General features: G+C 70.5%; 25 protein-coding genes. 9 read left to right on the plus strand and 16 right to left on the minus strand.

The window, feature by feature from the left end; translation table 11 throughout:
* Positions 1-211: 211 nt before the first annotated feature.
* The 3 genes from ACWDX7_RS12695 (at position 212) to ACWDX7_RS12705 (ending at position 2,683) form a co-directional block, all read left to right on the plus strand.
* The gene (locus tag ACWDX7_RS12695) at positions 212-1,489 is read left to right on the plus strand and encodes a sensor histidine kinase (protein WP_451490570.1); all 1,278 of its coding nucleotides are present in this window, start codon (positions 212-214) and stop codon (positions 1,487-1,489) included.
* Entirely contained in the window at positions 1,486-2,106 is a 621-nt protein-coding gene (locus tag ACWDX7_RS12700) for a response regulator (protein WP_451490474.1), read from the plus strand. The genes ACWDX7_RS12695 and ACWDX7_RS12700 overlap by 4 nt, the downstream gene beginning before the upstream one ends.
* Positions 2,107-2,179: 73 nt before the next feature.
* The gene (locus ACWDX7_RS12705; RefSeq protein WP_451490473.1) at positions 2,180-2,683 is read left to right on the plus strand and encodes a hypothetical protein; all 504 of its coding nucleotides are present in this window, start codon (positions 2,180-2,182) and stop codon (positions 2,681-2,683) included.
* Between the two features lie 332 nt (positions 2,684-3,015).
* Here ACWDX7_RS12705 and ACWDX7_RS12710 read toward each other — a convergent pair whose 3' ends face one another.
* The 16 genes from ACWDX7_RS12710 to ACWDX7_RS12785 all read right to left on the minus strand — a co-directional run bounded on the left by ACWDX7_RS12710 (position 3,016) and on the right by ACWDX7_RS12785 (position 19,549).
* On the minus strand, positions 3,016-3,663 hold the full coding sequence (locus ACWDX7_RS12710) for a pentapeptide repeat-containing protein (RefSeq protein WP_451490472.1): 648 nt from the start codon (positions 3,661-3,663) through the stop codon (positions 3,016-3,018).
* A gap of 100 nt (positions 3,664-3,763) precedes the next feature.
* Complete coding sequence (locus tag ACWDX7_RS12715; protein ID WP_451490471.1) at positions 3,764-4,237, minus strand: N-acetyltransferase family protein; 474 nt, start codon at positions 4,235-4,237, stop codon at positions 3,764-3,766.
* A gap of 35 nt (positions 4,238-4,272) precedes the next feature.
* Complete coding sequence (locus ACWDX7_RS12720; protein WP_451490470.1) at positions 4,273-5,244, minus strand: aminoglycoside phosphotransferase family protein; 972 nt, start codon at positions 5,242-5,244, stop codon at positions 4,273-4,275.
* Between the two features lie 85 nt (positions 5,245-5,329).
* Positions 5,330-5,569, minus strand: coding sequence for a hypothetical protein (locus ACWDX7_RS12725; RefSeq protein ID WP_451490469.1), 240 nt, complete (start codon positions 5,567-5,569; stop codon positions 5,330-5,332).
* Between the two features lie 11 nt (positions 5,570-5,580).
* Positions 5,581-7,029 carry a WhiB family transcriptional regulator gene (locus tag ACWDX7_RS12730; RefSeq protein ID WP_451490468.1) on the minus strand — a complete coding sequence of 483 codons (1,449 nt, stop codon included), beginning with the start codon at positions 7,027-7,029 and terminating at the stop codon, positions 5,581-5,583.
* Positions 7,030-7,175: 146 nt separating this feature from the next.
* Entirely contained in the window at positions 7,176-7,817 is a 642-nt protein-coding gene (locus tag ACWDX7_RS12735) for a hypothetical protein (protein WP_451750402.1), read from the minus strand.
* Positions 7,814-8,914, minus strand: a complete 1,101-nt coding sequence (locus ACWDX7_RS12740) for a hypothetical protein (protein ID WP_451490466.1) — start codon at positions 8,912-8,914, stop codon at positions 7,814-7,816. Before ACWDX7_RS12740 ends, ACWDX7_RS12735 begins: the two co-directional genes overlap by 4 nt.
* Entirely contained in the window at positions 8,911-9,537 is a 627-nt protein-coding gene (locus ACWDX7_RS12745) for a hypothetical protein (RefSeq protein WP_451490465.1), read from the minus strand. Before ACWDX7_RS12745 ends, ACWDX7_RS12740 begins: the two co-directional genes overlap by 4 nt.
* A 29-nt stretch (positions 9,538-9,566) precedes the next feature.
* Positions 9,567-10,202, minus strand: coding sequence for a hypothetical protein (locus ACWDX7_RS12750; protein ID WP_451490464.1), 636 nt, complete (start codon positions 10,200-10,202; stop codon positions 9,567-9,569).
* A gap of 12 nt (positions 10,203-10,214) precedes the next feature.
* Positions 10,215-12,473, minus strand: a complete 2,259-nt coding sequence (locus ACWDX7_RS12755) for a hypothetical protein (protein WP_451490463.1) — start codon at positions 12,471-12,473, stop codon at positions 10,215-10,217.
* A gap of 52 nt (positions 12,474-12,525) precedes the next feature.
* Positions 12,526-13,059, minus strand: coding sequence for a hypothetical protein (locus tag ACWDX7_RS12760; RefSeq protein ID WP_451490462.1), 534 nt, complete (start codon positions 13,057-13,059; stop codon positions 12,526-12,528).
* Positions 13,060-13,189: 130 nt separating this feature from the next.
* Positions 13,190-13,759 carry a hypothetical protein gene (locus tag ACWDX7_RS12765; protein ID WP_451490461.1) on the minus strand — a complete coding sequence of 190 codons (570 nt, stop codon included), beginning with the start codon at positions 13,757-13,759 and terminating at the stop codon, positions 13,190-13,192.
* A gap of 53 nt (positions 13,760-13,812) precedes the next feature.
* Positions 13,813-16,809: an ATP-binding protein gene (locus tag ACWDX7_RS12770; RefSeq protein ID WP_451490460.1), complete on the minus strand. Its 2,997-nt coding sequence runs from the start codon at positions 16,807-16,809 to the stop codon at positions 13,813-13,815.
* A gap of 7 nt (positions 16,810-16,816) precedes the next feature.
* Positions 16,817-17,422 (minus strand): hypothetical protein, encoded by a 606-nt coding sequence (locus ACWDX7_RS12775; RefSeq protein WP_451490459.1) that lies wholly within the window; start codon positions 17,420-17,422, stop codon positions 16,817-16,819.
* 81 nt (positions 17,423-17,503) lie between these two features.
* Entirely contained in the window at positions 17,504-17,770 is a 267-nt protein-coding gene (locus ACWDX7_RS12780) for a hypothetical protein (RefSeq protein ID WP_451490458.1), read from the minus strand.
* Between the two features lie 51 nt (positions 17,771-17,821).
* On the minus strand, positions 17,822-19,549 hold the full coding sequence (locus ACWDX7_RS12785; RefSeq protein ID WP_451490457.1) for a conjugal transfer protein: 1,728 nt from the start codon (positions 19,547-19,549) through the stop codon (positions 17,822-17,824).
* A gap of 267 nt (positions 19,550-19,816) precedes the next feature.
* Between ACWDX7_RS12785 and ACWDX7_RS12790 the strand changes: the two genes are divergently transcribed.
* The 6 genes from ACWDX7_RS12790 (at position 19,817) to ACWDX7_RS12815 (ending at position 25,712) form a co-directional block, all read left to right on the plus strand.
* Positions 19,817-20,266: a hypothetical protein gene (locus ACWDX7_RS12790; RefSeq protein ID WP_451490456.1), complete on the plus strand. Its 450-nt coding sequence runs from the start codon at positions 19,817-19,819 to the stop codon at positions 20,264-20,266.
* Between the two features lie 49 nt (positions 20,267-20,315).
* Positions 20,316-20,939, plus strand: a complete 624-nt coding sequence (locus ACWDX7_RS12795; protein WP_451490455.1) for a hypothetical protein — start codon at positions 20,316-20,318, stop codon at positions 20,937-20,939.
* Positions 20,936-21,943, plus strand: coding sequence for a hypothetical protein (locus tag ACWDX7_RS12800; RefSeq protein ID WP_451490454.1), 1,008 nt, complete (start codon positions 20,936-20,938; stop codon positions 21,941-21,943). The genes ACWDX7_RS12795 and ACWDX7_RS12800 overlap by 4 nt, the downstream gene beginning before the upstream one ends.
* Positions 21,944-21,974: 31 nt before the next feature.
* Entirely contained in the window at positions 21,975-22,700 is a 726-nt protein-coding gene (locus ACWDX7_RS12805) for a DUF4913 domain-containing protein (RefSeq protein WP_451490453.1), read from the plus strand.
* Positions 22,701-22,868: 168 nt separating this feature from the next.
* The gene (locus ACWDX7_RS12810; RefSeq protein WP_451490452.1) at positions 22,869-23,567 is read left to right on the plus strand and encodes a hypothetical protein; all 699 of its coding nucleotides are present in this window, start codon (positions 22,869-22,871) and stop codon (positions 23,565-23,567) included.
* 6 nt (positions 23,568-23,573) lie between these two features.
* Complete coding sequence (locus ACWDX7_RS12815) at positions 23,574-25,712, plus strand: peptidoglycan DD-metalloendopeptidase family protein (RefSeq protein WP_451490451.1); 2,139 nt, start codon at positions 23,574-23,576, stop codon at positions 25,710-25,712.
* Positions 25,713-25,732: the final 20 nt, after the last annotated feature.

Raw genomic sequence — 25,732 nt, forward strand, 5'->3', positions numbered from 1 at the left:
CGTACGGACCCGCCGTACGCACCGGCCGTACGCACCAGCCAGGGTTCGGCACCCACCCCTACGCCGCCGCACCCCCGGCCCCGAGGCCCCGCCCCGACAGCCCGCCCGCGCCGCAGGCACACGGCAGGATGGGAGTACGTACCACCCACCCCAGGAGCACCTCGTGAGCCACGCCCCGCGGAACGCCGACACCCGCGCCCTGGCCACCGTCATGCATGCGGCGTTCTTCCTGCTCCTGGGTGCCTCGGTGGTCCGCTTCCTGCTCCGGCACCCGGGCGAACCCCGCACCCCGTGGATCATCGCCCTCAGCATCACCCTGGCCCTGCTGTACGTCCTCGGCCCCGCCGTCGGCGCCCGACAGCCCCGCCCCACCACGCGAGCGCCCGGCGGCCCTACGCGAGCGCCCGGCGGGACGGGCCGGCTGCGCCCCCCGGCGGCGGCGCAGCCCACCGGCCGGCTCGTCTGGCTCGGCCTGATCGTCGCCACCTGGGTGGTCCTGGTGGTCCTCGCGCCGAGCTTCGCCTGGTGCGCGGTGCCCCTCTTCTTCACCGCCCTGCGCACCCTGCCCCCACGCGCCGCGATCGTCCTCGTGGCCCTGCTGACCGCGTTCGTCGTGACGGCCCAGCTCCAGCTGGCCACCGCCTTCGACCCCAACCTCCTGGTGGCGCCGCCCGCCGTCGCGGCCCTCGCCACCGCCGTCTTCGTCCACATGGAACGCCAGGCGCAGGCCCAGCAGTCGCTGATCGACGACCTGATCCGGACCCGCCGGGAACTGGCCGCCACCGAGCGCCGTGAAGGCACCCTCGCCGAACGGCAGCGGCTGTCCATGGAGATCCACGACACCCTCGCCCAGAACCTGTCCAGCCAGCAGATGCTGCTCCAGGCGGCGGACCGTACCTGGGACACCGACCCGGAGACGGCCCGCGCGCACGTCCGTACCGCCACCGGCATCGCCGCACGCGGGCTCGCCGAGGCGCGACGGCTCGTCCACGACCTGGCCCCGCCCGAACTGGCCGGCGGTGCCGGTCTCGCCGACGCCCTGCGCGCCCTCGACGCCGGCCCGGACATCGACGTCCGCTTCCACCTCGAAGGCACCCCCGCCCGGCTCCCGGACCGCGTCCAGTCGGCGCTGCTGCGCATAGCCCAGGGCGCGCTGGCCAACGTCCGCGAACACTCCGGCGCCCGTACGGCCGCACTCACCCTGAGCTTCCTGGGCGACCAGGTGGTCCTGGACATCGCCGACGACGGCCACGGTTTCCCCGAGCCCCGTCCCGGCACAGGCACCAGCGCCAGGTCCACGCCAACGCCCGCACCCACGCCCGCGCCCACGCCCGCGCCCAACAGCGCCGGCACGGCCACGAACCGCGGCCACGGCCTCCCGGCGATGCGAGCCCGCGTCCGCCAGCTCGGCGGCACGCTGACCATCGAATCGACGCCGGGCGAGGGCACGGTCCTCTCCGCGGCCATCCCCCTGGAGCCCACCGGATGACGACGATCCTCCTCTGTGACGACCACGTGGTCGTCCGCGCCGGACTCCTGGCGCTGCTCGGCAGCGAACCGGACATCGAAGTCCTCGGCGAGGCGGGCAGCGGCGAGGAAGCGGTCGCCCTGGCGGCCAGACTCCGGCCGGACGTGGTCCTGATGGACCTCCAGCTCGGAGACGGCATCGACGGCGTCGAGGCCACCCGCCGCATCACGGCCCTCCCCGATCCGCCGCACGTCCTGGTCCTCACCACGTACGACACGGACGCGGACATCACCCGGGCGATCGGAGCGGGCGCGACGGGCTACCTCCTCAAGGCCGAACGCCCGGAGGAGCTCTTCACCGCCATCCACTCGGCCGCCCAGGGCCGCACCACCCTCTCGCCACCGGTGGCCACCCGCGTGATGGCGCGGATGCGGGGCACCCGCCCCACCCTGACCGACCGCGAACTGGACATCCTCGGCCAGCTGGCCCGCGGCCTCGGCAACCGCGACATCGCCCGCGCCCTGTTCATCAGCGAGGCCACGGTCAAGACCCACCTGGGCCGCATCTACGACAAACTCGGCGTCGACACCCGCGCGGGCGCGGTCTCGGTCGCCAAGGAACAACGCCTCCTCCCCTGACCTCCGCACCCCCGGCCCCCGCACCCCCGGCCCGCGCCGCTCGCGCCGCCGAACCCGTGACACCATCGGGTACGTGCTCGACATCGGCTACTCCCTCTCCCGGCGCTTCCCCGACCCCCCGCAGACCGACTACCGCTCGGCGGACGTCCACACCCTGCGCCACGACCTGTTCTGCGGGGACGTCTACCTCGCCGACACCATCGCGGACCGGGAAGTGTCCACAGCCTGGGGATGGGTGCCCGTACTGGACTTCGCCTGGGCGCTGTGCGACATCGTGGAGCAGCTCGACCAGGACCCCCGCGGCAACCGCTCCTCCAACCGCCAGTACGCGGAACTCGACTTCACCGAGTCCTCGGACCGCATGCTCTTCGAGCGCCGCTTCGGCTGGGTGGACGTCGAGGCCGACTGGATGCCCGCCGAGGAGGCCCCGCTGACCTTCAGCCACCGCCTGCTCCGCCGCGAGGCCCGCGATTTCCTCCACGACCTCATCGCGGACCTCATCGACATGCACGACGGCCTCGCCGACAACCCGGCCATCTGGACCCTCCAGGCCCGCTTCCCCCGCGTCCCCGCCTAAGGCGTGCCCAGGCGGCCTCCGCGGATCAGGTGGCGTCGCCCGGTGAGGTGCATCGCAAGGCGGAGGGGCGAAGTTCGTACGTGACCGTGCCCGCGCGCTCCGACAGCGCGAAGAGGTGCCATGCCAGGCGGCGCCGGCCCGCAAGGACGCCCGGGCAGGGTTCCGCGCCCGCACCGGAACAGCGCAGACGTGCCCGTGCCCTTGGACGTACCGACGCGCCCGCTCCGATAGCGCCCGGTGCGGTACGAGTCCCCCGGGCCCGGGGACAGCGGCACGCCCGCCCCCCTGCCGCGGCGGCTGCCCACCCGCCACCATTCGCCCCGCCGCCCCGGCTACGCCACCACCCGCACCCCCAGCTGCGCCGCCAGTGCCGGCGCCAGTTCGAACAGCTGCCCCGGGCTGATCACCGCCCCGGCCAGCGCCTCCACCCCGCGCGCGATGCCCAGCTCCGCGGCCGCCCGTAGATCCACGTCCACCATCCGCACGCCGCTGAAGTCGACCCCCCGCAGGACGCAGTCCCGGAACTCCACCCGTTCCAGCACCGCACCGCCAAAGTCGGGCTCCACCAGCACGCAACCCTCGAAGACCACGTCCTTGAGCCGAGCCTTCCGCAGGTTCAAGTAGTCGATCTTGCCACCACGGACCCGGACCCGCTCCAGCACCGCCCCGTGCAGCTGCGCCCCGCCCAGCCGGGCGTCCACCAGCTCCACGTCCCGGAGCGAGGCCCCGGACAGGTCGGTCCCCACCCCCCGGACGCCTTCCAGCAGCGAATCCAGGAAGCGTGCCTTCGCGAGCCCCGTCTCATCGAGCGCGCACTGCCGCACCGCACAGTCCATGAACCGCGCCCCAGCACCGTCCTGCCCGGCCAGGTCCAGCTCCGCGAACTCCAACCCGTCGTAGTCCCCGTCCGGCTCCAGCCGGCCGCCCTCCCACACCGCGAGCTCCGGCAGCCGCACCTGCGGCCGCTGCGCCGCCTTCACCGTCTCCTGCTGCTGCCGCCCTTTTTTCGCACCATTGGCCCATCCTGACCTACCGCACTGACAACGCCCCCCTCTTGACCTCGGCGCCCGTCAGGCCCGGCTACGAAGCCCCCAGCTCCGCCAACGCCCCGTCCGTCAGCCGGTACACCGACCACTCCTCCTGCGGGCGCGCGCCCAGGGCCTCGTAGAAGGCGATCGCCGGCGCGTTCCACTTCAGCACCGACCACTCCAGCCGCTCGTACCCCCGCTCCACACACGTCCGGGCCAGCTCCGTCAGCAGGGCCTTCCCGTACCCGCCGCCGCGCACGCCCGGCCGTACGTACAGGTCCTCCAGGTAAATGCCGTGCACCCCGCGCCAGGTCGAGAAGTTGAGGAACCAGACCGAGAAGCCGACGACCTCTCCGTCCGGCGTCTGCGCGATGTGCGAGAACGCCGCCGGCCGCTCCCCGAACAGCGCCTCGCACAGCTGCTCCTCGGTGGCACACGCCTCGTGCGGCACCCTCTCGTACTCCGCGAGCTCACGGATCATCGCGTGGATGACGGGGACATCGGTGACTTCAGCACTACGGATCATGCCCGCAGCCTAAATCGCGGCCACATCACCCCGGGTCACCGCTTCAGCAGCAGCTCCGCCACCGCCCACTGCTCCTCCCACGTCTCCTCCTCCCAATCCTCCGGGTCCTCCTGCGGGCCTTCCCCCACCTCCCCCACCTCCCCCACCTCCCCCTCCTCAACGTCCTGCGCATCCTCGACATCCCACAGGCAGTTCTGCAGCACCCGCCCGAGCGTCCACGCCCGGGCCCGCTCCCGATCCAGTCCCAGCGCCTCCGTCAGCAGGTCGAATCGCCATCGGACCTCCTCGACACGGAAGTTGTTGACGATCGCCGGCAGCAGATCGAAACCCGGATCACCGGCCAGCGGCTTCGGATCGATCGCCAGCCACGGCTCCCTGCCGCCCGCAAGCACGTTGTCGTAGTGCAGATCCCAGTGCAGCAACCGGTCCCCCGGCTCCCCCGCGACCTCCGCCACCGCCGCCGCGCAGTCCAGCAACAGCCCCCGGGTCCGCCCGTCCGCCAAGCGCCCCACCGCATCGGGCACCCGGTCCAGCATTCCGGCGGCCATGTCCCCGAGCCCCCGCATCCCCTCCGGGGCCTCCACCGACGTCAGCCGCGCCAGCAACTGCGCGATGACCTCCACCGCCCGCCGGGAGTCCCGCCGCGCCAGCGCCGACAGATGCCGCCCCTCATCGAGCCGCTCCAGCAGCAGCGTGCCCGTGCCCTCGTCGTGCTCCAGCAGCCTCACGCAGCCCTCACCGCCCCAGGCGCGCAACGCCGCCGCCTCCCCCGCGCTCTCCTCGTCCAGCAGCTGCAACTTCAGCGCGGCCGCGCTCCCGTCGGCCCGCTCCACCGGCAGCACCAGCGCCGACCACCCGTGCATCCCCGGCCCGGTCCGCCGCAGCTCCCACCGCTCCAAGAACTCCGCCGCCCGCGCCGGCAGCGCCGCGATGAACTCCCGCCCCTCCTCTCCGTTGTTGCCGACCTGTGCCTCGACCAGCCCCTCGGGAATCTCGATGTCGACCATGCTTCGAGGCTAGGACGGCAGGAGCCCCCGCGCCTCCCCCACGTGGGGGAACCCGCGGGTGAACCGGACGTCTACGCGGCGGTGCTCAGTCCGCCGCTTCGGTGGTGCCGTCCGGGTGGATCAGGATCCGGATCGTGCCGCCGTAGCGGTCGTCGGTGATGGTCGCCGCGGCCAGACTGCCCATGTCCTGGGCGCGCTGCTGGAGGATGGCGATGACTACCTCCTCGATGTCGACGTAGGGCGGAGCGGTGACGGGAACACCGTCGATCAGGCCCGCGCTGTGGGAGAAGACGCGTACTTCGGTGGCCGGGTGGGTCGGATGCATGGCACAGCCCCTCAGGAGCTCGCGGCGAGTACGCCGGTGGACGGGGAGGCCACGGCGTACGTGCCGCGGGATATACGGAGCAGACGACCGGACTTGACCATGGCGGACAGCACGTTGCTGACCGACTTCGCCGGATCCTGATACGCCCCCGGGGGCAGCGCCACCAGGACGTCCCGGCCGGTGAACGGTCCCGGGAAGGAGGTCACCGCCTCCTCCACGGCCTGCCGCAGGCTCGGCGTGCTCCACGGGGCGAGCGGGAGCGCGCCGCCCGAAGCGGTGTCCGGGACGGACCACAGCGGCGGCGCGTCGCGCCGAACGGCGTCAGCGGGCCGGGCGGGGATCTGAGCCCGCGGCGCGACGGCGGCGTACTGCTCGATGTGGACGCCGAGTTGGCGCAGCGCGGTGTGCACCGCGGCCAGTTCCGGGCCGTGCGCGGGCTCACCGCCCGCGGCGTCGGCGTCCGGGGCCTCGGTCTCCGGGGCGCCGCTCAGCACCGCCGTGAGCGCCTCGATACGGCGAAGCGATTCTGCGAGCCGGTGCAGCAGGGGCTCGAAGATGTCCTGCCGCAGGGCGGTGAGCGGGTCGCTGGTCGCGAGCTCGACGCCGACCGATCCGGTGAGCCCGCTGACCGCCGGCCGGTCCGATGCCTCCTCGCCCGACGCCGTACGCCACGCCTCAAGACACCGGCGCACCTGCCGCAGAGCATCGAGGAGTTGCGGCTTGAGTCCCGCTGAGGGCGCTCGGACCAGCATCGCGGCGATCTGCTCGGTGGCGGCGAGGGTGGGCAGCGTCGAGTGCACCAGCGGGCCGAGGACGGCCTTCTGTACGGCGCGAGCCGGATCGTCGAGCGAGAAGGTGATCCGTTCGCCTGCCGGGGCCGCCATCGATACCTCGTGTGTGTTGACTATCCGTTGACCGGCGCCCGGCTGTCCACATGCCGTGACGCGGTGTTTCCTGTCCTTCCCGGGGACGAAGACCCCGGGACCCGTACCCGTACCTGTAGCCGTACCCGTACTCGCACTCGTACCCGCGGCCGTACCCGCCGCTGAAAGGGCGGGCCGGCTCGCCAGGTGCTCCTGCAGCGCGTCGAACGCGTCGAGTACGACATCGACTTCCATGGGCGGGCCCCCACGGTCCGGCCACGGCGCCAGCCGTCCCTGCGCGTCGCCGAGCCCGATCCGGCGGCGTATCCACCGCCGGTCCTGCTTGGTGGTGGCCGCCGCGTAACCACCGGGATCGGACTGCGCTACGGAGTCCCGCAGGCACTCCGCCCACAACGGGCAGGAGGAGCAGAGCTGCCGGGCGGCGTGCGTGAGGGCCTGGCGCCTCCGCGCCTGGAGCGGGAGCCCCGTCATACCGGCCGGCGGGTCCGCGAGCAGCGGCTGGCCGAAGATGTCCGGCCTTCGCTGGCAGGGCAGAGGTGTGGAGGCGGTGGCTGCCTGAACGGATGCGGGCGGCATGCTGCGTACTGTCGTGACCATAAAAGTCTCCCCCGAGGCGATCACTACTCAAGGCGACTCTAGGCCAGGAAAATTGACATGCACAAAGCTGTCTCGAATTGAGGATCCTACCTGCTGCACAACGAGGTTGATTGTCCATCAGTAAACTAACGGTCCGTATCAGCAGCCGGTACGGCGCGGCGCGCGAAAAGCCGCTTCACGCGCCCGCTCCGGCGCCGAAGCGCGCTGATTCCGCCGCCACGGGCAACCAGCACCAGGGTCAGGCCGAGAAAGCCGAGAGGGACGGAGACGGTCGGAAATGCCGTTCCCACCCCGGACGTCACCACGAGGACCACGTCCGCGGCCACCACGGTGATACCGCGGCGGCCGGGGTGGTCCTTGGGCATCCAGGCCCCCAGGAGCGCCATCGCGGCGAGCGCCCAGTATCCGAATACGGCCTGTCCGCTGAGCACGGGGCTGGACGCGCCAAGGGCGAACTCGGCCGCAGCCGCGAAATAGCCGGTGACCGCGGCGGTGACGGTCGTGGAGACGAGCGCCAGCAGCAGCTGCCCGCGGCGGCGCATCAGCCATCCCGCAACAGCGAGGGCGAGCACCGCGCACACCGTGATGAAGGACGACATGCTGGACGAGGCGAGCGCGAAGAGCGTGTAGGCGGCGGCCAGCCCGAAGACGATCCGGCGCAGCAGGCGCACGGCCCACGCATCGTCCCTCTCCTGGCGCAGGAGGCGCCGGACGGAACCGACTGCGCTCGCGATGGCGGCGCCGGTGCGGGAGGGGCGAGAGGTCATCCCGGGCCGTCCATTCCTGTGGCGAGGGGGCGAGGGGTGAGGACCGGAGCGGCCGCGGGGCCGGCGCCGGAGGCCGGTCCGGGGGATGCGGGCCGGGCGGCGGTGGGCGTGGGCTTGAAGCCCACCTGCCACAGCGGGGTACGGACGCTCTTCGGCGGGGCTTCGAGCGTCGCCGGCTCCTTGACGGCCGCCGGTTCCTTGAGGGGCACCGGTTCCTTGAGGGGCACCGGTTCCTTGAGGGGCACCGCCTCCTGGGCCGGCGTCGCGACGGCCACCGCCTCCTGGGCCGGCGTCGCGACGGCCAGGAGGTTGTCGATCTTCGCTTTGCGGACTTCCGGCTCGTCGGCCGGGTACGCGTACGGGTCGATGTACCGCGGGAGGGTCGGATTGTCGAACTGCGCGACGGCCCGGACCGCGTTCGTACCGGCCTCCGCGCGCGTCTCCTTCGGCCACGAGGCGGGGGGCTCGTAGGCGAAGTTGATGTTGTCGAGCCCGACCTCGGGGTTCTCGCGGAGGGCGACGAGTTCCTGTTGGTGGAGGATCGACCGGGTGTCCGCCCTGTCCGCGAAGACGACGACCGGGCCTTCGGCCGCCTTGGCGTAGGACTCGGAAATCTTCGCCCAGCACTCCTTGGCGTAACCGGGCTTGAAACCGTTCTTCACGCCACCGAGCGCCTTGAGGACGTTGGCTTCCCAGAGGAACATGTCGTCGAGTTCACGACCCCCTTGGGTCGTCTCCAGCGTCTGGGCGGAGCCGGGATTCGACTCGTTGCGCTGGGCCGCCCACTCCTCCGCGATGAAGCGCTGGTCCAGGAAGTGGACACCATCACTGTTCGGCGGTGCCTGCGCGTGCTCAATGCCGTACGACCAGAAGGCGCTGATCGGCTGCGTTCCGTCAGGCGGGGTGAGCTTCTCCTTGTCACCGAGCAGACTCTCGATGTAATCCTTCGGCTTCATCTCCGCCGCCTTGGCGGCGGCTTTGATGCGCTGAGCCACGGCCTTCGGGTTGCGCCTGGCCTCCAGGCTCGCCTCGTACCGGGCATTCGCCCGGCGCAGGGCGCCCTCTTCGATGTCCTTGGGTATCGGTTCCGCGCTCACCGGCCTCCGGCCTCCAGCGGGCGGGGATAGACGCTCAGATCCATGTTGACCACTCCGGCGTCGGACCCGTCGGCGGTACCCAAGGCGGGGGTGATGCGCAGGCTCGCGAGGGCGCCGCCCGGAGCCGCGAGCTCCCAGTAGGCGATGCGATAGGGATCCTTTTCCTCAAACCGGTCTTGTGTATTGGGGATCGTGTACGCACCGAGTTCCGCGGGGAAGAAGGTGGAGTCCCAGGCGCCTTCCCAGGCCGGCTCTCCGAGCACGGAGGACACGGCGTCGCGATAGAGCGGCCAGACCCGTTCCGCTTCGGCCAACACCTGGGGGTTGCCTTCCGGGGTCTCCGCCAACTCGCCCCACACCCAATAGGAAAGGCTCTGCACGGGCGCCCAGCTCCCGCCCTGAGCCTCCAACGTCAGCTCGCCGCCGGTGTCCGTACGGACGTTGAGCACGTACTCGAACTGGGTCGGCGTCCAGCCGAACTGCGCGCACCACATGTCAAGGCCCTGGCTGGGGAGCGGCGGGCCGTTCCACACCGTTTCCCAGTCCACGTCGGACAGCCCGCGCAACTCGGTGATGAGCTCCTGCGGGGTGCGGTTCACCGGCGGTTCGAACGTCGCGTCCATGCTGCTGTCTCTTCCTCGGGTCTCGTACGTCACAGCAGCCAGCCCGGGCCGGCAGCCGCCTGCGGGTCGGCCGGGCCGTGGCAGGTGAGAGAGATCGTCCCACCACCCGCGCCCCGGGCCCCGGCCGTACCCGCCCCGTAGTCCAGATCGAGGACGATCACGGGTGCGAGCGGGTTCGGGTAGCTCCACTGGGCGAGCCGGTACGGGGCCTGGTTCTCCAGGCGCGCTTCGGCGTCGCCCCACCGGCCCGGGGCGGGGGGCGCCGGGAAGCCTGGGCTGTCCCAGGCGCCGTGCCAGCCGGGAGGGCCGAGCACGGCGCTCAGTTGGGCGAGGTGGGCGGCGAAGCGGCCGAGGGCGACCGCCGCGGCGTCCGCATCACCCGTAGGGCCGTCGTCCCTGACCTTCCACACCGTGTACGAGGCGCGGGTCACCGGCCGGCCGGGCGCGGCCGAGGAGGCCAGGTGCAGGCGACCGCCCGCGCCCGTACGGACCCACAGGCCCGACTGGAGCCAGAGCGGCTGCCAGCCGAAGCCCGCACACCACTCGGCGCGCCCGGCCTCGTCCGCCGGATAACCGGCCCACACGGCTCGCCAGTCCACGCGCAGGAGCGCGCCCAGCTCGGCGGCGAGCTCCTGCGGTGGGTGGTCGGTGATGACGCTTGGCACGGTCTGGAACTCCTAGCGGGGCATCCGGTCGCCGTTGCGGGGCGGCGGAGGCTGGTGGGGCGGGGTGGGCGGCTGCGGCGTGCGCGGGTCCGCCGCCACCGGCGGAGGACCGCCGTCGGCGCTGACTCGGCCGGTGCTGGGGCGGGGAGTGGGCTGCGGCACGGGGGCGGGCGTGGCAGGCGCGGGTGCGGGCGTAGCAGGCGCGGACGCGGGCCCCTGCGATACGGCGGGTTTGGTAGCGCTGACCCGCCCGCTGCGGCGCTGGGACGGTGCGGAGGGGGAGCCGTCACCGGCCGCCTCTTCCTTTTCATTCCGCTTCTGCATGGCCTCGTAATTGTCCTTCTGAAGCTCCGCCCCCACCTGCGCGCTCTTGCGCTGCCCCCGCTTGGTGTTGCTCGGGGCGATCCAGCCGCCCTTCTGCAGCCGTCCCCCGGTTATGACCTTGTCCAAGCCCCGGCCGGCGTTCCCGGCGGCTCGGCCTGTCACCCGGCCCGCGGCCCTGGCCGTACCGGAAGCGGCATTGCTGGCGAGGCGCTGACCCTGTGCGCCGATCTTGCTGCTCAGCGAGTTCGCCATGTCGCCCACGCCGAGCCCGTCCTCGGCGCCCGCGATCTTCGGGCTGTAAGCCCCGGAGAGGAGCTTCTTCAGCATCATCACGACGGCGATCGTGACCAGGAGAAGCATCAGCAACTGCATGCCAAGAGAGATTCTGGCGGGCAGGATCATTTGGTACAGCACCAACAGCACGGTAAGGACGACACCGAAGCCAGCACGCAGCACGAAGCTGTGGATGAAGGTCTCCAGCCAGCCCTTGAGCAATTTCTGCTGGGCCGGATGGATACCGAGTGTGGCGATCAACGGCAACATGATGATCATGATGAGGGTCACCGCGTGCCACAAGAGCGTGAGCGCGCTGAGCACGATCACCATGAGACCGACGATAAGCGCGGCGATCAACGAGTAGAAGGCGATCGCGAGCCGGTCTCCGGCGTTTCTGCCGGCCCACTCGTTAAAGGAGACCGGGTAGATGAAGTGGTCCCCCGTCTTGTGGTTGGCGCCCTTGCCACCCGCCATGTCATAGCGGATGGGGATCCACTTGTCCTCGTACTTCTTGAGGTCCTTGCGGATCTCCTTGTTGGTCCGGGACTGGGCAACCAACTGGCGCACCCGGAGATCCTCACAGCGTGCGGTCCCCGGATTGCCCCAGTCGCAGTCCTTGGTGACACTCTTTGGCTGACACTCGCCATTATCCTTGATGCTGCCCTGGTCCCGCCGGAAAATGCAGTTGATGCCCGGCTCGCCGAACTGGCCCAGGGCCCACGGACGGAATACAAGCGTGTCGTACATGGCGCAGCTGTTGACGCGCACGCCTCGGTTTTTCTCACCAGCGGGCAGGTCACAGGGGGGCGGCATTTCCCCGGAGAGACCACGGAGAACTTCCTCGCTGAGGAGGGCATTGCCTTGGGCGATGCCCGCGTCTGCCTGGTCGATGAACTTGTTGTAGTTGGAACCAGTAAGCATGGCCACGACGGCAACCGTGGTCAGCGCGGCCCACCCGACGCCCGACCATGCCTCGCGCATCTCGTTCTTGCGCCACTTGCCGAACACCCAGATTCCGGTGAGGGTGATCATGACGGGGACGGCGGGAATGAAGACGTTGTTCTTGATCGTCTCCACGGCATTGTTGCGCCCCTTGTACAGACCGCTGAGGGGGCTGGGGTTGGAGGCGTACTCCTTGATGGAGATGGCCGTGCGGGTCAGCAGCTTGGTGATGTCGAACACCGTGTCCGCTATGCCGTTGTTGACGAAGTTCATGATGGAGCAGTTGTCGGCGCCGTTGGCGTTCGTCCCCCACCACCCTGGATCCTGAGAGGCGTCTCCCAGGCCTCGCATGGTCATGGACCAGTTCATGCCGCGCATGCCGGTGAGCTCGTACATCGTGTATTTGCTGGCGTGCTCGGGCATATCGGCGGGCCCTCCGTAGAAGCCCGTCGTGTCGTTGAGGTCCTTGCCGCGTTTGTCTTCCCACTGCTTGACGGCCGGCATGATCGATTCGATATGGCCGGGGTTGTCCATCTGGTAGTTGTCGTCGCCCGTGAACTGACAGGAGAAGCTGAGGGCCTGCGCCGAGTTGGGCACGGCCATGCTCAGGGCGAGCAGAGCGAACATCAAGAAGGCGCCGACCCGCACCGCACGCCCGGCGCGCCGCACCCGGTCGAGTGGAGACGGGGCCTTTGCGGTGGATCCACGTGACTTGGCGCTACGGCGCACGGACATCGGCTTCCTTCGGGAGTTCCTCGACAGGGATTGCGGGAGTGGGTGACTACGAGCGGATGTAGTCAGTGAGGACGCAGCCCTCGGCCAGCCCCTTGTGCTGCTTGTAACCCCCCGGGATCTTGTAGTTGTCCGGGTTGCAGGTCAGGAGGAGCATCTTGGCGTCCATCAGTGCTTTCACGGTGTGGTCGCCCACCGGCACGACCGCGAAGTTCTTTCCGACCAGCACTTCCGCGTCCTTGTTGTTCGCCACTGCCTTGCGGTTCGTGGCCTGGAACTTCGCCATGTCGGAAATCGCCAGCAGCGTGATCACCCGGTTGCTGGCGTCCTTACAGACGGCACGCTCCTTGATGGCCCAGGCAGGGTCCTTCGCCTCGTCTTCCAGAAGGCCCTCTCCCTCGTCCTCGCCCATCAGGTTCTTGCACTGGGCGTGCTGATTGATGAACTTCTCGATCGAGGCGATGTCACCGGCAGACGGCAGGCCGAGATCGTCGGTCGTGCCGTCGCCGCCACCCCCGCAGCCGGTCAGAGAGGCGAGCGCTACGAGAGCGGCTCCGGCGGTGAGGGTCCTGGACAGGCGCACGGTGTCTCCTTCGGTACGGCGTATGGACGGTCTCGGGCCGGGTCAGCATCACGTCGCGGCCGCTTCCGCTGCCCGGCCAGTCGCTACGGCGCATATCCGCAACGGACGAATGGTGAGGCGGCGATGCGGGCTACACGGGGAAGTAGTCCGTCATGAGGCAGCCCTGGACGGTGCCCTCACGCTTGATGTACCCGCTCGGGATCTTGCTGTTGAAGTCGGTCTTGCACGAGGCGACGAGCAGTCCCGAGGACTTCAGCGCGCCCACTGTGCCGCCGTCGTCGGGCACGACGGCGAAATCCGCCCCGACCAGGGCGACCCCGTCCTTCCCCGCCTCCTCCTTAGCCTTGAGCCCAAGCAGGAACTTCTTCATGTCGGAGACGGTCAGCAGGACGATCGGCTGGCCCCGCTCGGCTTCGCAGAACGCCCGCTCCTTCACGCCTGCGCCGGCTCCCTCGGGCACGGTTTCGAAGGCCGTGCGGGCAGCCTCGCCCGCCGTCGCTTCCGTCTCCAGGTCCTTGCACACGGTGTACTGGTTGACGAAACGTTCCATCGAAGCAACGTCCTTCGCCTTCGGCAGGCTCGGCCCGGTCGGCTGGCTGCCGATTCCCGCGTCCACCTGGCCCTCCCCGCCCCCGCAGCCGGTCAGGGAAGCGAGCGCTACGAGAGCGGCTCCGGCGGTGAGGGTCCTGGACAGGCGCATGGTGTCTCCTTCGGTACGGCGTTCAATAAGACGGGTCTCGCTCGAAAGCGGCATTACGTGGCTGCCGCCGCGGCCGCGGTCTCCGCCGCTTCGCCGGCTTCCTGCATGAACGTCCAGTCCCACACGCTCTGCGGCGGGTCGATCCCCTGACGGGCCGGGCGGGTGGTGCCGTTGGTGTCCGTGGCGGCGAGGATCTCCTTGAAGACCAGGTCCACAGCGACCGTGCCGACCCGCTTGTCGACGTCGCGCTGAAGGCAGACGCCGGTACGGAGCTCCTGCAGGGCCGAGATGACCTTGACGTCGTTCTCGGGGCGGCCGAGCAGCGGTGCCACGAGCGCCGCTTCCTGGGCGGACTTCTGCTTGAAGGCGAAGACGGTGTGGATCTGGTTGGCGCCACCGCTGCGGGCCTCGGAGTCCTCGATCTGCACGAGGTCGATGGCCTGCTGAGTGATCAGTACGGTGACCGCCATGTACGAGCGGCCCTGCTTGAGGGCGCGCCGCATCAGGTCGCGGCCGCTCTCGGTCGCGGTGACGACGTACGCCTCGTCCACGAAGAGCGCCTTGGGCCGCAGGCCGATCTCCCCGGTCACCGGGTTCTTCTCGTAACCGACGTCGAGCATCTGGCTGCCCAGTTCCACGACCGCCATCAGCGCGGTGGCGGCCAGGCGCTCGGCCGGGTTCCAGTTGCGCGGGTCCGAGGAGGACGGGGACTGGAAGCCGCGCAGGGTGATGACCGTACGGCGCTTGCGCATCGCGGAGAGCGTCTGCGGGCGTTCGGCGAAGGCGAGTCGCGCGTAGGGCAGGGTCCGCAGCTCGGTGAGGAGCATCTGGGCGAGCTTGAGGTCCTTGACGGCCTCGCGGTCGCCGCTGGCCACCGCGTGGTCGTAGGCCTGTACGACCTCGTCCACGACCTGCCACAGCGTCGGCCGCGGCACCTTCAGCTCGGCCTCCCGGGCGGTCAGGCCCTGTTCGGTGGCCTGCCGCATCGCGGAGTTGTACCAGCCGACGACCGTGGCCATCGCCTCGATGACGGGCAGGCGTACGCGCTGGTAGTCCTCGTCGCCGAGGAAACCCCGGAGCATCGACTCCGCGAGCAGCCGGCCCGAGGGGACGTCGCGGGCGACGACCCACGGGTCGAGCACGCCGGCCTGGCCCTTGAGGAGGTCGACCACCTCGGTCTCCGCCCAGAACTCCGGGTTGACCGGCTGGAAGCGGCTGTGCTCGGTGCCGAGCAGACCCGCGTCCGCGTCGTGCGGGAAGGCCGGGTCGTTCACCTGGGACCCGAAGGCCAGGTAGTAGCAGAGCTGGGCGAAGTCGGTCTTCGGGTCGATGACCAGGCACCGCACACCCGACTCCGACTCCTCGTAGAACTTCTGCAGCGCCAGCGAGGACTTGCCGCCTCCCGACGCGCCGACGATGGCGACGCCACCGCCGTCGTTGCGGGCCGGGCCGACGTGCAGGGAGTAGTGGACGGGCATCTTGCCGGCCCAGCCGACGAGGTTGCCCACCCAGCCGAGCTGCTTGCCCGACCGGTGCTCGGGGTTGTCACCGAGCTCGGTGCCCGCCGTGGGCAGCCCGGCGCCGAGCTGCTCGACCTCCTGCAGCCGCAGGTACGGGGCGATGGGCAGCTTGGGCGCGTCGCCCGGCAGCTGCGACTGGAGCAGCCGCCACTGCTGGCGGGTCGGCCGCAGCAGGGTGACCTTCAGATCCTGCTTGAACTGCATCTCCAGGGTGCGGCGCCGGCGTTCCAGTTCGGCGATGTCGGGCGCGGAGATGGTGAAGCGGATCTGCGCCTCCATCCCCGGCATCTTGTGCTCCTCCACGTCGTCGAGGAGGTGCTGGGCGCGCGTGACCTGGTTGGCGAGCTGCGTACCGGGGGAACGGCCGGAGTTCGCCATGTCGTTCAGCTCGTCGACGAGGTTGCCGCTGATCTTCTTCGCCCGGTCCTTGAACTTCAGGTACGGGATCAGGGTGAACCGCATGTCGATCTCGACAGGGAAGTCGACGTGCTGCGACGCGTAGCGCGCCCAGGCGGTCGACTGCCGGAAGCGGGTCTCGGTGGGCCAGCTGGCGGCCACCAGTGTCGTCGTGTAGCTGGTGTGCTGCTCGCCGGTGACCTCGTCGTACTGGTGCAGGACGATGTGCGTCTTGTGGTTCTCACCGGAGAAGTCGACCACCAGGTCGAACTGGTCCGGCCCCCAGGAGCGGGATCCGAGCACCGGCTCGGGCGGCACCGGAAGGTCACCGTGGAGCGGCTTGCGGATCAGCCACACCAGCTCGTCGCGGGCCAGCGGGGTGCCGTTCAGGCCCTCAAGGCTCTCGTGGACTTCCCGCGCGACCTGCGTCCACTGGGCCAGTACGCCCGGCGACAGGTACTCGTCGTGCACGCCGGTGGCGCCCGCGGCCGCCTTGTCGGCGGCGGCGCGCACGCCGCTGGTCAGGCCCGGCTCCTCGACCGGGTCGTCGCCGCCGGGCAGCACTCCGCTGCCGTTCGACCCCCGCTTCAGCGATCCGAGTTTGACCAGGAGGATGTTGCGCTCGCGCGTCGCTCCGATGCGCTCCTGGTACTCCGCCTTGCGGAGGTTGTACGCCTTGTAGTTCTCGGTCGCGTCCCACGCCAGGGTGTTGAGCTGGTCGGCCCATTCGAGGGCGGTGATCGGCCGGTACACCTTGCGGTAGTGGCATTCGACGTTGCGGTCGCCGCGGGCGAGGTTGAGCAGGCCCCGGGCGGGACCCTCGGCCATCGCCTGGAGCTCGGTGGCGTTGAGGTACTCGTCGATGGCCGTGGGCAGCACGAGCCCGGTCCACACCGATTCGCCGTGCACGAAGATCATGTCGTCGGCGTAGCGGTAGGGCAGCCGCATCTCTTCGCGGCGCGTGGACTGGCCGCCCTGGTTGCGGGAGCCGCCCGGGTTCCGCGTACCACCGCCACCCCGGCTGCCGCCCTGGTTGCCCTGGCCGCCCTTGTTCTTCTTGGAGCCGACGGTGGCGATGATCATCGCGATCAGGAAGAAGGCGACCGCCCCGCCCAGAAGGATCATCATGTACATGAAGGAGTCATCCTGCGGTCTCGGAGTGTGCGGGTGCGGGTGCGGTTGCGGGGCGTGCGGTTAGGGGACGTGCGGTTACGGGGCCCGCGGCCTGGTGCTGCGTGGTTACGGCGCCCGCTGGGGGCTGGTGCGCCGCGTACGAGGAACCGTGCCGGGACGCCGTCGCCAGGGCCTCGTCGTACTGCCGCTGCCACCGCTGCGAACCCGGCTGCCAGAGGATGACCTGCCAGTGCAGCCCCCCTGGTTCGCGGTCAGCGGCCAGCCCGTGCAGACGCTTGGGCTGGAGCCAGAAGTCGGCCCAGATCACCAGCTGCTGGCTGAGGGTGAGGGCGGAGGGCAGCGGCCGGCCCCACACGAAGTAGATGCCGACCGGCGGGCCGATGTAGAGCACCGACGTCAGCATGGATATGCCCAGGAAGGGCAGGAAGGCCGAGAGCGAGAGCAGCGTCACCAGCCACAGGACACCGAAGCCGAAGGCCGCGCCCAGGGCGGGCAGCAGCAGGCCGGGAAGCGGGATGTTGCCCCAGTTCCAGATGCGCTTGGGCCGGTTGAGCAGATCCGTGTGGTCGTAGGCGACCATCGGCTCGGGTGCATCCGATGTGTCCTGTGCCATCAGGCAGTCCTCCTCTCTGACGTGGTTGCGGGCCGCGGCGTACGACTGGCGGCCGGACGGATGTCACGGCCGCGCTCAGGTTCAGCTCTTGCCGCCGGCGTTGCCGATCTGGCTGCCGAGGTCGATGAGCAGACCGGCGAGACCGGTCGCGCCGCCGATGATCAGAGCGGCGAGCGCGATCATGCCGAAGCCCTGGAAGGCCTCGCGCATGCCGTCGCCGCGCTTCATCGACAGCAGCATCCGGATGCCGAGGATGAGCAGGGCGCAGATCGCCACGGTGGTGCCGATGCCCAGGAGGATCTTCTGGATCTCACCGAACATGCCGTTGAGGGTGGCTGCCAGGTACATGGCACTTCCTTTCGCTTGGGTGGGTGGGAGGTGTACGTCGATGGGTCGCGGTCAGGGGGTCTTGACCGCGCCGGGGGCGCCTTCGCCGGCGGCCGGGGCGCTCTCCTCGGGGGCGGGGGCGGGGGCAGCGGGACCGGTCGCTCCGGCGTCCGCGTTTCCGCCCGTCGGGTCGAGGACGCCACCGCGGATGTCCTTGATGAACCAGCCCTGGGGGGTGTTCACCACCGTCACCCGGTAGGAGCGCTTCACGGTGGGGGCGGGGGCGGGGGCGCCCTTCGCGGGGGCGGCAGGCGCGCCGCCGCCCCAGACCACCGTCACCCGCGCCAGTACCGTCTGGCCCGGCCCGTAGGTGATGGGCTTACCGCTCTCACTGCCGGCCGGGGCGAGCGCCACGACCTCCTGGACCTCGGGCGAGGCCAGCGCGCCGGCCAGACCCGTGGTCGCCGCCTGGGTCGCGTCCGTGGTGGTGAAGCGGGTGAGCCCCGTCGCGTCGGAAGCGGCCCAGGCCTTGAAGTAGCCGGGCAGGACCTTCCCCTTGAGCTGGTCGGACAAGGGCTGGTCGACGATCTCCTCGTCCTTCTTCACCGGCGGCACGACGGCGCGCGAAGGCAGCGGCATCTCGCCGACGTTGCCCGCGATGCGCAGGCCGGAGCCGGTGGCCAGGTCCTTCACGTACACCGGTACGGAAAGGCTGGTGAGCCGGCCGGTCGACAGCTTGACCTGGATGCCCAGGTAGCGGCCGTTCGCCCCGAACTCGGGGAGCTCCTCGACGGTCCCGTCCCATTGGGCCTCGCGGACGCCCTGGCTGCCCTGGCCGCTGAGGCCGCAGTCGGGGTCCACGCCGGCCGAGGTGTAGCGGGTCAGGGCCTCGCGGCGCTTGTCCGCGTTCTGCGGCGAGTACGTCATGCAGAGCGTCACGTACTCCTCCGCGAAGGTCGCCGCGGCCTGGGTCGGGAACTCGGTCAGCCGGTAGCGCCGCACGTCCTCCTCGGCCAGGGCGGCGCTCTGCACCCCGGCGGAGGACTGGCCGATGACCAGGCCCGCGACACCGCAGGAGCCGAGCGCGAGGGCGCACGTGGTGATGAGCAGCGTGGCGCGGACGGCCACATGCGTACGCCGGCCCCGCGCGGGCAGCCGCCCGCCGGGGCGGGGCACGTCGAAAGCGGCGCCGGTGCCTGCGGGGGCGGGGGCGGGGGCGGCGCCTGCGGGGGCCTTGGCCTGTGCGGCCGCGGTCGTCGTAGGCGCGGTCACCATGGGGGCGGGCGCCGAGTGGGCGGGCGCGGGGGCGGTGGCCGCGGGCGCCGAGTGGGCGGGGACGGGTGCGGAGACCTGGCCCGCGCCGCCTCCGCGCCCCTGCTTACGCGCCTCGCGCTCGGCCTTCTTCTGCTCGTACGCGGCCTTGCGTTCGGCCTTCGCCTGCTCCCGCTTGTCCTTCTTCGAGGCACCGGCCGACTGGCTCACGCGCGGCGGCAGCACCGGCACGGCGGCTTCGCCCGGGGGTACGTTGCCGGGTCGGGCGGCGCGTATCCAGGCCGCGGCCACCTGGGCGCGCGCGGCGTCCGAGGCCTGCTGCGACGGGGCCGCCGCCGCGCCCGGATAGCCGTACGGACCGGGCGCCGGCTGCTGCGGCTGCTGGCCGTGCGCCTGCCCATGCGCCTGCGTCTGCTGCATGTCGGTGTGCTCCGCGGGGCCGAACTGCCCTCGCTGCCCGGAAGGCTGGCCCCCGCCGACCCCGCCAGCAGAGCTGTTGTGGTCCGTCATCGAGTCCGTCTCTCCCACGCGTGTGATCCCCCTGCGCCGGCCGACCGGTTGGCGGGCCCCTGGTGAGCCAGGTGCGGACAGGCAGTGTGGCAAATGAAGCGCCCATCACCTCTCCCCTTTTCCCGGCCGGGAAAGAGTGAGGAAAGCCGGGGAAAGGGCCGGGAATCCTCGCGCGGGAGTCCCGTGACCCCGCAGCGGGCCGCGACGCCGAGCCCTCAGCCAGAATGACGCGTTGTGCCCGGCCGTCGGGCGCCGAGCTGACCCCGACCGTGCGAAGGACGAGAGTTGAGCGACCAGTACGCCCTCCCGCAGCAGAACGTGCCCCCCGCGCCGGCGCCGGCCGACCAGGGCGCGGCCCCCGTCACCGAGGCCGAGGACGCCTGGATCGAGGGCTACGAGCCCGGCAACCCCTGGCAGTCGAAGCTCTGCCTGCGGACCCCGAACGGCACCGTCGCCTACCCCCTCAACCCGCACACGATGCCCGAACTCCTGGAAGGGCTGGTCATGGTGGCCCAGGCCCAGCAGGGGACGACCGGGATGCCCGATCCGGACGAGGACGCGCCGCGGGGCGGCCAGGACCCGGCCCAGAGCACGAGCATCCACGACGGGCGCGCGGCCCGGATGACGGGCTGGGCCGTGGTCCACGAGCTGTGGGAGCGGGAGGACCCGAAGGTCCGCTTCATCATGGGCGCGGTGGTGGTCGGCCTGCTGATCCTCGGGATCATCCTGTCCTGACAACTCCTCTGCCACGCTGCGCACGCGACGACCGAACAAGGAGCGAACGATGCTGACGGAGACGACGGGCCGCACGGCCCAGGATCTGGCCGCCGAACTGGCAGGCCTGCGCGCAGTCGACTGGGCCTCCGTATGGGCGGGCCCGCCGCAGGGCGGTTCACCGGAGTTCCGCAAGTGGTGCGAGCGATACGGCTGGGAACCGCAGACGGTCGAGCGCAACCTGGTGGTGCACACCCGCGCCGGCGGGGAGTGGACTTTCGAAGCCAACGGCAACTGGCACCCGGTCGAGAGTCTCACCCACTGGGCTTGGCACCTGGAGACGCACGAGGCAGCCGAGAACGCCGGTCTCCTCGCGCATGCGGCTGAGGTGTGGCCTCAGTTCCTCAAGGCGGCCCAAGACGTACTGGGGTCGGCTGTCTGGAACGGCCCGTGGGACGCACCGGACTTCCCGGAACCGCCGGTAAAGGGGTTCTGGCCGGGCCAGGCCTACCGCCTCAAGACCCGTACCCCCTACCGCATGGCCGTCTGGCAGCCGACGGCGCAACACCCCGACCAGCCCTGCATCGTGCTGGTCCAGTCGGTGTCGTTCGCAGCCTGGACGGCCGATACACCGGGCAGCTCACGGATCCGACTGAGCGTGAACGCACCTGAGGCGTCGAGGAAGCACCGTTGAGACCCGACGCTCCTCCCACCCCTGAGGAAATCGCCACGGCTTTCGCCTTCGAGGCGGAGTATGCCGCGGCGGTTCCTACCGACCAGGAGGCCGGGGCAGAGGTAGCGGGAAGGATTTACAGGGATTTCCAGTCGGAGTACGGACCGGAAAGGCCGCCGGATCTACTGGCGTTCATCAAGGATCTTGCGGAGAACGGCTCGGTCACCAACGAGGACCGGGGCATTCACCGGGCGTTCTGGTCCTACGAGTCCCAGCCCGAGGGGGCGGACAGGCCCGTACTCCACCGCTTTCTGGCGCGGGCCTGCGGAGAGTCGCGCGGCCTTCAGGTGCTGGAGGACACTCCGGTGGGCGACCAGCTGAATTCGTACTTCCTCGACAATCGCCATGTGGTGGAAGGCCTCACCGAACACTTCGCCTTCGATCCAGCCAAGCTGCGGACCACCCACGGCCAGGCCTGGGACACCCTTTCCGAACGGTATGCCGAGGCGACCGAGGGCCTGGTGATCGGCTTCGCCGCCGACATCACCGAGGGCTCGGTACTCGGCAAGACCGAGATTCCGGAGCTCCTCAAGAATTCCAAGGTCGGCAAGGAAGGCATCAAGTTCGCGACACCGATGCCCCGGCACGAGCACATTCCCGCCCAGATCGATGCGTTGATGGCCGAGGACTCCATCCGCTGCCAGCTGCGCATGGAGGACTACGACCCCGAGAAGTCCCCGAAGGACTTCGCCGAGAAGCTCGCCGCCGTCGACGTACCCGAGAAGCAGCGGATGGCACACGAGGCGGCGATGTGGCAGCTGGCGTCGGCCAACACCTATGACGAGCTGTCCGCCCGCGCCTCCGCGAAGACGACGCCGCAGACCACCAACGCCTTCCTGCCCGGCATGGCCGCCCGCCCCGTCGCCCGGCCCGCCGCCCCGCGCGGGCCCACCGGGCACGGCGTCCTCAACCCGGCCGCCCAATTCACCTCCCCCGCGCCGGCGCACTCCGGCGTCGAGCGCTGACCGGACCGACCCCGTGCGAAAGGCACCTCACTTGACCAGCGACCACGAGCGGATCGCCCAGAACATGGCGCAGAAGGCCGTCTTCTTCGCCACCACCAAAGCCTGGGACGGCGTCTGCACGAAGCTCACGTTCTTCCTGGCCGGGGCCCGTTCCGCCCATGAGGAGGACCACCGCGCAAGGCAACTGGACGACTGGCAGCGGCGGGTGGTCGCCGCACGCGAAGCGGGCGACACCGCGGCAGCGCAGGCGGCCGAGGCCGAACTGCACGACTGGGTGCTGAAAGAGCTCGGGCGGCGGGACGACGCCCGGGACAAGCTCTGTGAGGCGTTCCCCCTCCTTGACTCCCCCGATCAGCAGAGTGAGCAGCAGAGCGAGCGGCAGAGCGAGCAAAAAGCATCCGACGAAGAGGTGGAGTTCTACTTCGCCGACGTCTTCGTCTTCGTCTCCGAATACCTGTCACCGATGGTGCGGCGGCGCGTGAACGGCTCGACCGCCACCTGGTGTCCGCGCTGGTGGGAGCATCCCGAGGCGGGCGCCCGGCTCTCCGCGCTCTGGCTGGCCTGGGAGCATCTGCGGCACGACCCGGCGCTGGGCATGTCCACCTGGTGGCTCCACCACGCCGACCCGCATCTGCGGGTGCTGTTCGACGCCGACATGGGTCCGTTCGCCGCCTGTTCGCCCAAGGGCGGGCACACCGCCTATCCCTTCCCGCCGCTGCCCGTCGATCCGTACGACCCCGCCGCGGCCTCCGTGTGAGCAGGACGACTCGGACCGGCTGACACGGAGCGGGTTACTCCGGCCGGCCGGCTCACCCGGTATTTCCTCACGCTTTCCTCCCCTTTCCTCACGGGGAAAAGCCGTGCGCCATCGGCTGTCCCGCCCCCTACCGTGTCCGGGCGACCTGACTGAGGGAGGCCCGGGACGGTGGAGTCACCCGACGAGAACAAGCGAAGTGCGGTACTTGCCCTGACGGCCATGGGCATGCTGCTGATCGGCGCCCTGGTGGTGTTCACCGTTTTCAACGGGGACGACGACCCCGCCGACTCGCCCGACGGCAAGGCCGCCGCTACAGCCGGACAGGACAAGGACGCCGGCCCGACCGGTGGCGGCAGCGTTGGAGGCAGCAGCGGTGGCGGCAGCCAGCAGGCAGGGTCCGCCGACGCCGTACCGCCCATCGTCACGCCGGAGGAACTGGCCGAGGCCCACCGGGCGATGGCCGCGTACATGGCGGGCCTGAGCACCTACAAGCACACCGACCAGGCCGCCGCCTGGGCGCAGCCCCTGCTGGCCCTGACCGTCGGCGGCGAGCAGATGAAGCAGCAGACCGCCCTTCCCAGCGGCAAGGACTGGGCCACCTGCCAGGCCGTCCGCTGCTCGTCCGTGGGCAAGGCGACCGTGGTCCGTGACGCGTTGATAGCCGACGACCTCGCCCGTGGCAGCGGCCGGATGGTTTCCAGCGTGGTCTCGCTGTCGGCGACCCGTTCCGAGGACGGCAAGCAGGTCCGTACGGAGACCAACTCCTGGCTGGTGAGCTCCCGCAAGGACGGCGGGCAGTGGAAGGTCTCGGCCTTCGACCTGCAGGGCCTGGGCAATGTGGGCGCATCCGACCAGACGGGGGAGTGATATTCGATGGTGGCTCCCGCCGTGCTGGCGGCCGCGTCGAAGGCCGCCAAGGTGGCGAAGTCCGCCAAGATGGCGGCGCAGTTGGCAGGAGGGCAGGGTGACGGCAACGGCGGCGGCAAGAAGAAGAGCAGCGGCAAGTGGCTGCTGATCCTCGGCGCCGGCGGCCTGCTGCCGATCGGCGGCATCGGCTTCCTCGCCGTCATCATGATCAGCGCCCTGGTGGGCGGCCTCGGCAGCGGCGCCGCGCAGGCGGCCTGCGGTAACTACGCCGAGAACGCGGGCGGGGGAAACACCGGCGACAAGGCGGCCACCAACCCGATCATGCCCGCCGGCAAGGTCTACATGCCGAGCGAGACGGCGCGCAACGAGATACCCCCGCGGATGATCCTGGCCGCGATGCGGGCCGCGGCCCGTTACGAGGGGCTCGACTGGACGCTGATCGCCGGGCAGATGTACCAGGAGACCAAGTACGGCCAGGACCCGTCCGCCGCGCCCGGCGGCAAGAACAGCGCGGGCTACATGGGCCTGCTCCAGTTCGGCAACGACGCCTGGCACGACTACGGCGCCGACGGCAACAACGACGGCAAGAAGGACCTCTACAACATCGACGACGCCGCGTTCGCCGCCGCCAACTTCCTGCACGCGAAGAAGGCCGAGACGAAGCCCTGGGACGCCCTGCTGAACTACTCCGGTTCGAAGCGGGACAACACCGTCTACCCCCGGGTGGTCCTCACGCAGGCGGCCCGCTACCGCGGCAACCTCACCGGTGAGAAGAGCCTGATCGAGGGCTGGTACGCGCACCTGAAGGCGACCGTCGAGAAGAACCCCGGCTTCCCCACCCTCGGACAGCAGTCGGACATCCCCGAGCCGGTCGGCAACGACGCCCAGCCGGACGAGGCGCTCAGCATCAAGACGTCCTCGCCCCGCTCCTGGTCGACCCCGCCGTACGGCGGCGACACGGGGCAGGCACAGGCACAGGGACAGGGGCAGGCACAGGTGCAGGCTCAGGGGCAGGCAGAGGTGCAGGCTCAGGGCGCGGCGCCCCGGGTGCAGCCGGTCGCCTTCTCCCGTCCGCTGCTGAGGCCCGCCGCACCACAGCCCGCGGACGGCAAGAACTGGCAGTGGCCGCTGAAGGAAGGCACCTACCAGGTCGGCACCAAGTACCACCAGAACGGCCCGAGTTGGAGCCTCGGCTACCACACCGGGCTCGACCTGCGGGCCTCCAGCGGCACCCCGATCTACGCCCCCGCCGACGGCAAGGTGGTGAAGGTCAGCAGCGGCGGCTCGTACGGCAACGAAACGCACATCGAGCACGCGAACGGCGTCATCACCCTGTACGCGCACCAGACCGCCGTCTCGGTCTCCCAGGGCGCCGCCGTCAAGCGCGGCGACCAGATCGGCACGGTCGGCAGCACGGGCAATTCGAGCGGTCCCCACCTCCACTGGGAGGTACGGGTCCCGGGCGTCGACAACCCCTTCGTCCCCGGCCAGGACAACGGTCCGGGCATGGTCGACCCGGAGGGCTGGCTGAGCGGCAAGGTGTCGGCCAACCCGGACTACGGCACCGTTCCCAGCGGCGACGGCGGCGGCAACACGGGCAAGGACGCCGAGTACGCGAACTGCGCCAAGAACGGCAAGGGCGCCCCGGTTCCCCCGGACGGCGCCGGCGTGACCGGCGTACTGCCGGCGGCCGACGACCCGGTGGTGCGGGCGGCGCTGCGCTGGGCGCAGCGCGGCATCGGCCAGCCGTACGTGTGGGGCGCGCCGCGGCTGCAGGGCGACAGCCCGGTCTCCTTCGACTGCTCCAGCTATACGCAGTGGATGTACTACCAGGCCAGCGGCGGCAAGATCAACATCGGGGCGACCACCTACGAGCAGGAGGACAAGCTCCGCGCCTACAAGATCGACATCAGCAAGGCCCAGCCCGGCGATCTGATCTTCTTCCGCCCCAGCAGCAGGGGCTCCGAGCACGTGGGCGTCATCTGGGACCCGGCCGGCAAGAAGATCCTGCACGCCCCCCGCGTCGGCAAGAACGTCGAGTTCAGCACCTGGGACGTGCAGGACCCGGTCACCGCCGTGTACCGGGTGCCGATCCCGCCGGGCACCGAGGCGGGCGAGGGCGACGGCGGCCACAAACATGCATGAGACATGCACAAGAGGAGCAC

Source organism: Streptomyces sp. NPDC003034 (assembly GCF_053591375.1).

What these genes read in the sequence shown, in the direction of transcription:
- ACWDX7_RS12720 (WP_451490470.1), bottom strand. Translation starts at nt 5,244, where the DNA reads ATGGTCGACATCGAGATTCCCGAGGGGCTGGTCGAGGCACAGGTCGGC.
- ACWDX7_RS12730 (WP_451490468.1), bottom strand. Translation starts at nt 7,029, where the DNA reads ATGCCGCCCGCATCCGTTCAGGCAGCCACCGCCTCCACACCTCTGCCC.
- ACWDX7_RS12765 (WP_451490461.1), bottom strand. Translation starts at nt 13,759, where the DNA reads ATGCGCCTGTCCAGGACCCTCACCGCCGGAGCCGCTCTCGTAGCGCTC.
- ACWDX7_RS12795 (WP_451490455.1), top strand. Translation starts at nt 20,316, where the DNA reads ATGCTGACGGAGACGACGGGCCGCACGGCCCAGGATCTGGCCGCCGAA.
- ACWDX7_RS12715 (WP_451490471.1), bottom strand. Translation starts at nt 4,237, where the DNA reads ATGATCCGTAGTGCTGAAGTCACCGATGTCCCCGTCATCCACGCGATG.
- ACWDX7_RS12735 (WP_451750402.1), bottom strand. Translation starts at nt 7,817, where the DNA reads ATGACCTCTCGCCCCTCCCGCACCGGCGCCGCCATCGCGAGCGCAGTC.
- ACWDX7_RS12770 (WP_451490460.1), bottom strand. Translation starts at nt 16,809, where the DNA reads ATGTACATGATGATCCTTCTGGGCGGGGCGGTCGCCTTCTTCCTGATC.
- ACWDX7_RS12695 (WP_451490570.1), top strand. Translation starts at nt 212, where the DNA reads ATGCATGCGGCGTTCTTCCTGCTCCTGGGTGCCTCGGTGGTCCGCTTC.
- ACWDX7_RS12780 (WP_451490458.1), bottom strand. Translation starts at nt 17,770, where the DNA reads ATGTACCTGGCAGCCACCCTCAACGGCATGTTCGGTGAGATCCAGAAG.
- ACWDX7_RS12745 (WP_451490465.1), bottom strand. Translation starts at nt 9,537, where the DNA reads ATGGACGCGACGTTCGAACCGCCGGTGAACCGCACCCCGCAGGAGCTC.
- ACWDX7_RS12775 (WP_451490459.1), bottom strand. Translation starts at nt 17,422, where the DNA reads ATGGCACAGGACACATCGGATGCACCCGAGCCGATGGTCGCCTACGAC.
- ACWDX7_RS12725 (WP_451490469.1), bottom strand. Translation starts at nt 5,569, where the DNA reads ATGCATCCGACCCACCCGGCCACCGAAGTACGCGTCTTCTCCCACAGC.
- ACWDX7_RS12815 (WP_451490451.1), top strand. Translation starts at nt 23,574, where the DNA reads ATGGTGGCTCCCGCCGTGCTGGCGGCCGCGTCGAAGGCCGCCAAGGTG.
- ACWDX7_RS12700 (WP_451490474.1), top strand. Translation starts at nt 1,486, where the DNA reads ATGACGACGATCCTCCTCTGTGACGACCACGTGGTCGTCCGCGCCGGA.